Below are 6992 nucleotides of genomic sequence, written 5' to 3' on the forward strand. Positions count from 1 at the left end.
GACCGCGAATTCGGCTCCCGCCTCTTGATCGGCAGCGCGCTGTATCCGTCGCCGGCGATCATGCAGGACTCGATCCGCGAGTCCGGTGCCGAGATCGTCACGGTGTCGCTGCGGCGCGAGACCGCGGGCGGCAAGACCGGCGATCAGTTCTGGTCGCTGATCCGCGAACTCGGCGTCACCGTGCTGCCGAACACCGCCGGCTGCCGCGGCGTGCGCGACGCGGTGACCACCGCCAAGCTGGCGCGCGAATTGTTCGGCACGAGCTGGATCAAGCTCGAGGTCATCGCCGACAACGACACGCTGCAGCCGGACGTGGTCGGCCTGGTCGAAGCCGCCGGCATCCTGATCAAGGACGGCTTCGAGGTGTTTCCCTATTGCACCGAGGATCTGTCGGTGGCGATGCGGCTGGTGGATGCCGGCTGCCGGGTGATCATGCCGTGGGCGGCGCCGATCGGCAGCGCGCGCGGCATCGTCAGTCGCGACGCGCTGAAGCTGCTGCGCGACCGGCTGCCCGATATCACCCTGGTGGTCGATGCCGGCCTCGGTGCGCCGAGCCACGCCGCCGAAGCGATGGAGCTCGGCTACGACGCCGTGCTGCTCAACACCGCGATCGCCAAGGCCGAAGACCCGGTGGCGATGGCGCGCGGCTTCAAGCTCGCGGTCGAAGCCGGCCGCACTGGTTACGAAGCGGGGCTGATGGGCGCCCGCGATTTCGCTTCGCCCTCCACCCCTGTGATCGGGACCCCGTTCTGGCATGCCGTATCCTGACCGTTTCTATCCCGTCGTCGACAGCATCGCGTGGGTCAAACGCCTCGCCGCGCTCGGCGTCGGCACCGTGCAGCTCCGCGCCAAGGACCTCGACGACGGCGAAGCTCTGCAGCTCGTCACCGACGCGCTCGCGGCGGTGAAGGACACCAGCGTCAAGCTGATCATCAACGACTACTGGCGCGCCGCGATCGTCGCCGGCGCCCAGCATCTGCATCTCGGCCAGGAAGACCTCGCCGAGGCGGACCTCGCCGAGATCCGCAGCGCCGGGCTGACGCTCGGCCTCTCCACCCACGACGACGCCGAGCTGGAGACCGCGCTCGCCGCCGAGCCGGACTACATCGCGCTCGGCCCGATCTTCCCGACCACGCTGAAATCGATGCGCTTCGCGCCGCAAGGCATTCCGAAGATCACCGAATGGAAGAAGCGCATCGGCGACATCCCGCTGGTCGCGATCGGCGGCATCAAGCTGGAGCACGCCGAAGAGATCTTCGCCGCCGGCGCCGACTCGATCGCGGTGGTCAGCGACGTGACCCAGAACGAAGACCCGGACGCGCGGGTGCGCGCCTGGCTCGATTTCGTCGCTGAGAAGGCGTGAGCCGCGGCACAAAGGATGTCGCCGTCACCGTGAGGTGCGAGCCGTCTTCGGCTCGCCTCGAAGGGCGACGGCGGAGGCACTGAGTTCGTTGCAGTCATCCTTCGAGGCGCGCAGGTGCGCGCACCTCAGGATGACGGCGCCCCGATAAGCAGAACGAAACAACAAGGAGGATGGCATGAATATCCGCTCCAATCCCGAGACCACCCGCGCGGCCGTCACCACCGGCGCCCTGCCCTCCTCGCGCAAGATCTACGCGAACCCGACCGCCGCGCCGGACCTGCGCGTGCCGCTGCGCGAGATCATCCTGAGCGAAGGCGCGGGCGAGCCGAACCTGCCGGTGTACGACACCTCCGGTCCCTACACCGATCCGAACGTGATCATCGACGTCAACAAGGGCCTGCCGCGCCCGCGCACGCAGTGGGTGATGGAGCGCGGCGGCGTCGAGCAATATCAGGGGCGCGACATCAAGCCGGAAGACAACGGCAATGTCGGCGCTGCGCACGCGGCAAAAGCCTTCACCGCGCATCACCAGCCGCTGCGCGGCGTCGGTGATGCGCCGATCACGCAGTACGAATTCGCCCGCCGCGGCATCATCACCAAGGAGATGATCTACGTCGCCGAGCGCGAGAATTTGGGCCGCAAGCAGCAGCTCGAGCGCGCCGAAGCGGCGCTGGCGGATGGCGAATCGTTCGGCGCCGCGGTGCCGGCGTTCATCACGCCGGAATTCGTCCGCGACGAGATCGCCCGCGGCCGCGCGATCATCCCGGCCAACATCAACCACGGCGAACTCGAGCCGATGATCATCGGCCGCAACTTCCTCACCAAGATCAACGCCAATATCGGCAACTCGGCGGTGACCTCGTCGGTCGAGGAGGAAGTCGACAAGATGGTGTGGGCGATCCGCTGGGGCGCCGACACCGTGATGGACCTCTCCACGGGGCGCAACATCCACACCACCCGCGAATGGATTTTGCGCAACTCGCCGGTTCCGATCGGCACCGTGCCGATCTATCAGGCGCTGGAGAAGTGCGAAGGCGATCCGGTCAAGCTGACCTGGGAGCTGTACAAGGATACGCTGATCGAGCAGGCCGAACAGGGCGTCGATTACTTCACCATCCATGCCGGCGTGCGGCTGCAATACATCCACCTCACCGCCAGCCGCGTCACCGGCATCGTGTCGCGCGGCGGCTCGATCATGGCGAAGTGGTGCCTGGCGCATCACAAGGAGAGCTTCCTCTACACCCATTTCGACGAGATCTGCGACCTGATGCGGAAGTACGACGTGTCGTTCTCGCTCGGCGACGGCCTGCGGCCGGGCTCGATCGCCGACGCCAACGACCGCGCCCAGTTCGCCGAACTGGAGACGCTCGGCGAACTCACCAAGATCGCCTGGGACAAGGGCTGCCAGGTGATGATCGAAGGCCCCGGCCACGTGCCGATGCACAAGATCAAGATCAACATGGACAAGCAGCTGAAAGAGTGCGGCGAGGCGCCGTTCTACACCCTCGGCCCGCTGACCACCGACATCGCGCCGGGCTATGATCACATCACCAGCGGCATCGGTGCCGCGATGATCGGCTGGTTCGGCTGCGCGATGCTGTGCTACGTCACGCCGAAGGAGCATCTCGGCCTGCCCGACCGCAACGACGTCAAGACCGGCGTGATCACCTACAAGATCGCCGCCCACGCCGCCGACCTCGCCAAGGGCCACCCCGCCGCACAACTCCGCGACGACGCCCTGTCCCGCGCCCGCTTCGAATTCCGCTGGCAGGACCAGTTCAACCTCGGCCTCGATCCCGATACGGCCCAGGCCTTCCACGACGAAACCCTGCCGAAGGACGCCCACAAGGTCGCGCATTTCTGCTCGATGTGCGGCCCGAAATTCTGCTCGATGAAGATCACCCAGGATGTGCGCGACTACGCGGCGGGGCTGGGCGACAACGAGAAAGCCGCGCTCTACCCGGTCGGCCACGCCGGCATGACCATCTCCGGCACCATCGAAGACGGCATGGCCCAGATGAGCGCCAAGTTCAAAGAGATGGGAAGCAGCGTGTATCTCGACGCCGAGAAGGTGAAAGAGAGCAACAAGGCGCTGTCGTAAGGCAGCGCGCTCACCACACCACAAACGTCATGCCCGGGCTCGACCCGGGCATCCATCAGAGACGAAGCGGCCGGGCGAAAGCCCGGCCGTTGTTCATGATACCTGTGGGGCGGGGTAGACGAAGGCGTAACCCGCCCCACCTCTTCCGCAGCATCGGCCAGCGTATTACGCTATACTAATTCACCCTCCGCGTCGAAACCGCGGACTGATAATGCTGATGATCGGACGAAAGACAGATGGACTGGCTACAATTTTTCTCGTCAATGACATCATCTCTAGCTTGGCCCATCGCGACAGTCACTATTGTTCTTCTGCTCAGAATGAGCGTAGTAAAACTCCTCCCTCGACTGCGACACTTCAAATACAAGGATATAGAAGCTCAGTTTTCTGATGGACTTAAAGAAGTCGAGGATGAAGCGAGCAAGCTTCCTATTCCAACTTTACCCGCCCCGATCTCGGCCGAAAGCTCCGAGAGATTTAATCGAATCCTGGAGGCATCCCCGAGCTATGCGGTATTAGAAGCCTGGCTTCAAGTTGAGGCAGCATTGCAAGACTTGGCGAGTCAAAGCGAACTTAATATCGAAAAGAGGTCACCCACTTTCCAAATACTTCGCCAACTCCGGCACCAAGGAATTCTTGACGATCCGACCTATGCCGCACTGAAGGACCTTCGGTCCCTCCGTAATCTTGCGGTCCATCCGCAAGAAGACCTTCCGATAACGGCGGAACAAGCGATCCGCTATAAAGATCTTGCTGATCAAGTTATCGGCGCAATTCGATCAACAGCTCGACCGGCAAACTAACGCAGCTCGTAAGACGGATTATCGAAGAGCAATTCGCCTCCATATCAACGCAAGTCGAACTGCCACGCGGCGAAGCGACGTTCCGTAGAACCTGCGGCATACTCAGAGCTTACTTAAACGCACCCAACTATTGGGCAAAAAACGAACTAGAGGACGGCTTGAGACAACCTGCCAAGGCGAGAACAACGTTCATTCCATGCCGGAGCGACCTTTTTACGAAGGCTGTTGAAAGACCTACCCTGAATGCTTGGAAACCATACCACGACTGCGTCGAAACGAATTTCATTCTCCAGAATTCGGATATTGATGACGAGCATCCTGAGTGGCGCATCCACTGGGTGTTTGGCGTGGCTATGCTACGCACCATAGGCCACGTGTTGGCAAAAATAGACGCCAAAGCCTCCGACGTTAACCAAGTAATCATTCAGGAATATTGGGATGCTTGGAAGCAGAACAAGCACGAGAATTGGATATTCTGGGAGTTTATTGAAGATGAACGAAACAACATACTAAAAGCATACAAATTCGGCGTTGATATTGACGATGAAGGACTTTGGCATTCGCAACTTGAGAAGGATGGAATTCAGCTAATGAGGGAGGCTACTTATTGGTGGCGTTCACAGTTGATTGCGATTGAAGACAAGATCGCTCGTAGCCCGTAGGGCGGATTAGCGCAGCGTAATCCGCCGCCGCTCCAACGCAAGCCTAACCGCCGCCCGGCGGGTTACGCCTTCGGCTAATCTAACCCGCCCTGCGCTCGCTCGAAACGCGCAGTGGAAATGCGCCCGCCGCCAAGCGGCAAAAATCAACGTTGACAAGCATGTCGATTAGGAATAAATACTCATCACCTCTCCCATCGGGGGGCGCCTCCGGAGGCGTCTTGAGGCGGGGAGAGGGGTGGCGTCCTGCGTCGCGTGGTTCGCAGCCACGTGGCCCGGGAGGCCGAGGGTCGCCGTCCGCCGCTACTACGAGCGGCCGCCGCTTCAGAGGCTGGACGGGTACAGTGGAGGCCGGGGAAAGCCCGCAAGCTCGCTGTGTCCCGGAAGATCGGTCCTTCGGCCCAAAGATCGCCGCGGTGGGCGCGCCGTGAGGCGTTGCGCGAGGGATCGCAAGCCCTCGCGAGACCACCCGATCATCCGCGCCACACGGCGCGCCCCGCCCCTCGCTGCGATAGCGACGGGCGCAGAACTCGGGCTCATCGAGCCGCGAGAGTGGATTAGCCGTGGCTGTTTGACAATGTGGATCGGAGAACGGGGAGATGCGGGGCGCCTGCCTCACTCACGGCGTCATCGCCCGACTTGATCGGGCGACCCATTATTCCAGAGCGCCTGTGGCGATGCGGTGCTTTGCTGCGAGCGCTCCGGGATACTGGATCCCCGCCTACGCGGGGATGACGGTTGGGGGGCGGAGTGGCGCTTGGAAGCATCAACGATGCTGCGCGCGACGAGCCGACAAACTACCTATTCGTCATTCCGGGGCACGCTCAGCCCGTAGGGCGGATTAGCGAAGCGTAATCCGCCGCCGCCTGGACGCAAGCCCAGCCGCCGCTCGGCGGGTTACGCCTTCGGCTCACCCGCCCGACGGTCACACGCCGGCGTTACGCGCCCTTCTTCGCAAACATCGTCTCGAACACCTCTTTGGCGCGCGTGAGGCCTTCGTCGGTGAAGACGACCGACTTCACCTTACCGGCCGGGTTTCCGATCAGCCCCTTGTCGTGCAGCCGGTCGAGCGTGTCCCAGTCGTGGCCTTTCCAGGCGCGGGTGCGGTCATGCAGCGTCAGATACAGCAGCGCCAGAGTCGCGTCGTCGATCTTGCCGGTGTCGAATTCCATCCTCGATCTCCCAGCCGGTTGGACGGATTTGCGAAGCGTAATCCGCCATACAGACACCGCTCGGCTGATCGCGCCGACGGCATTCCGGACATGCCAACAGACTAATCAACTTCAATCAGCTTCTCTCACGGAGACATACGGCGCGAGCCTCATTCCCTTTCTGATCTCCGTCGCATAGGAATCCGGAATGCCGGCCAGTACAGCAATGTCTTTGCAGGATTGCCCATCTAACTCGTTGGCACGTCGAATTCCGAATAGATGAATGGAAACCACTTTATTACCATCTTCCGATGCTGCGTAAGCCTTCCGAAGTTCGTCAGCCAGTTCCGAAGCCTTCACACGCACCTCCAATTTTAGTTCACAGAGCGGATTAGCGGAGCGCCAACACGACCTCGGCCGCCGCGCAGCGCTTTACGCCGGTGACGTTTAGTCCTTAATTACCTCATAGTCCCACGCGTGGTTGGTGTGGACGAATTTGTTTCCCCCGTCCCGATTGGTAACCTTCGCCGGCACCCTGAATTTTTGTCCAATTGGGTAAGCTTTCCTCGGCGCTCTCGGAAAGCGAACGCGGTAAGTGGTCGGCACACCCTGTCCGGGCAAAGGGCGGACATGAATGTCGCCGTGCATTCCTGAGCCGCTCTCGCGATATGTCTCTACTGTCAGCCATACATATGGTTCTTGAGGTAACCCCATCCTCTGCCTCCCACATCAGTTCCAGGCCGGAGCCCTTATGCCGGATGAGCGAAGCGTAATCCGCCGCCACTTGGACGCAAGCCCAGCCGCCGCTCGGCGGGTTACGCCTTCGGCTAACTAGTTGTACTGAGTCACAAGGTCGCGGGCCTGTGAGGTAGGACTCAAGTATTTATTGAGATTCAGATTTTGGCAGATGGAGGC

7 protein-coding genes are annotated in these 6992 nt (G+C 61.7%); 5 read left to right on the forward strand and 2 right to left on the reverse strand.

What is annotated here, in order from left to right; genetic code table 11:
- The 5 genes from DNX69_RS23055 to DNX69_RS26160 form a co-directional block, all read left to right on the forward strand.
- Nucleotides 1–768 (forward strand): thiazole synthase (locus DNX69_RS23055; protein ID WP_110788345.1); only part of this gene is annotated, 768 nt, incomplete at its 5' end.
- Nucleotides 755–1363 (forward strand): thiamine phosphate synthase, encoded by a 609-nt coding sequence (locus DNX69_RS23060; RefSeq protein ID WP_110788346.1) that lies wholly within the window; start codon nucleotides 755–757, stop codon nucleotides 1361–1363. The genes DNX69_RS23055 and DNX69_RS23060, both read left to right, overlap by 14 nt.
- Before the next feature lie 175 nt (nucleotides 1364–1538).
- Nucleotides 1539–3464, forward strand: coding sequence for a phosphomethylpyrimidine synthase ThiC (gene thiC / locus DNX69_RS23065; protein ID WP_110788347.1), 1926 nt, complete (start codon nucleotides 1539–1541; stop codon nucleotides 3462–3464).
- A gap of 236 nt (nucleotides 3465–3700) precedes the next feature.
- Nucleotides 3701–4267, forward strand: a complete 567-nt coding sequence (locus DNX69_RS26155; RefSeq protein ID WP_133256040.1) for a hypothetical protein — start codon at nucleotides 3701–3703, stop codon at nucleotides 4265–4267.
- A 158-nt stretch (nucleotides 4268–4425) separates the two neighbouring features.
- Nucleotides 4426–4929 (forward strand): hypothetical protein, encoded by a 504-nt coding sequence (locus DNX69_RS26160; RefSeq protein WP_133256041.1) that lies wholly within the window; start codon nucleotides 4426–4428, stop codon nucleotides 4927–4929.
- A gap of 935 nt (nucleotides 4930–5864) precedes the next feature.
- Here the strand turns inward: DNX69_RS26160 and DNX69_RS23075 are convergent.
- Nucleotides 5865–6098: a DUF6429 family protein gene (locus tag DNX69_RS23075; protein WP_110788349.1), complete on the reverse strand. Its 234-nt coding sequence runs from the start codon at nucleotides 6096–6098 to the stop codon at nucleotides 5865–5867.
- 111 nt (nucleotides 6099–6209) lie between these two features.
- Nucleotides 6210–6437, reverse strand: a complete 228-nt coding sequence (locus DNX69_RS26165) for an HTH-like domain-containing protein (RefSeq protein WP_133256042.1) — start codon at nucleotides 6435–6437, stop codon at nucleotides 6210–6212.
- Nucleotides 6438–6992 lie beyond the last annotated feature (555 nt).

The organism is Rhodopseudomonas palustris (assembly GCF_003226555.1).
GTDB classification, from domain to species: Bacteria; Pseudomonadota; Alphaproteobacteria; order Rhizobiales; family Xanthobacteraceae; genus Rhodopseudomonas; species Rhodopseudomonas palustris_I.